The sequence below is a fragment of the Aminobacter sp. P4_D5 genome, assembly GCF_056401815.1.
The window spans coordinates 1-601 of record NZ_JBFUIP010001017.1 but is presented as its reverse complement, the minus strand read 5'-3'; the positions used below and the strand labels follow the sequence as shown (position 1 = coordinate 601).

1 protein-coding gene is annotated in these 601 nt (G+C 68.4%); it reads right to left on the bottom strand.

Annotated elements, in window-relative coordinates:
- Nucleotides 1-601, bottom strand: a 601-nt coding sequence (locus AC1DWF_RS36400; RefSeq protein WP_476843304.1) for a peptidase dimerization domain-containing protein, incomplete at both ends; no start/stop codon positions are given.

Below are 601 nucleotides of genomic sequence, written 5' to 3'. Positions count from 1 at the left end.
GGCTATGTGCGAGCCCGCCGACGGGCCCGACGGAGCAGATGGTGGGCGCGCCCTGGGCGGCGGTGAAGCCGCTGTCGGCGCAGCCGCCGGAGAACTCGCCCTTCACGTCGAGCCCCGCATCCTTGGCGGCGCCCTGGTACATGGTGAAGAGCCGCTTCGCCGCCTCGTCCTGCGTCAGCGGCAGGAACTCGCCCTTGATGGTAAGCTTCGCCTTGGTGCCGGGGACGTAGCTCTTCGCGATGATCTCGTGGATCTTGCCCATGATCTCGTCGCGGTCGGCCGGGTTCACGTAGCGCAGGTCGATCTGGCCGGTGGCCGAGGGCGCCACCGTATTCACGCTCTGCCCGCCGGAGACGAGGCCGACATTGAGCGTGATCCCCCGCTTGAGGTCCGTCAGCGCGTGGATGGCGACGATCTTGTTCGCGAGCTCGCCGATGGCGGAGATGCCCGCCTCGAAATTGCCGCCGGAATGGGCGGCCTTGCCCTCGATCTCGAAGATGCTGAAGACGCCGCCCTTGCGGCCTGTGACAACATTGCCGGTGGCGCGGCCAGGCTCGGAGTTGAAGACCACGCGGGCGCCGCGCGCCTCCTCCTCGATGAC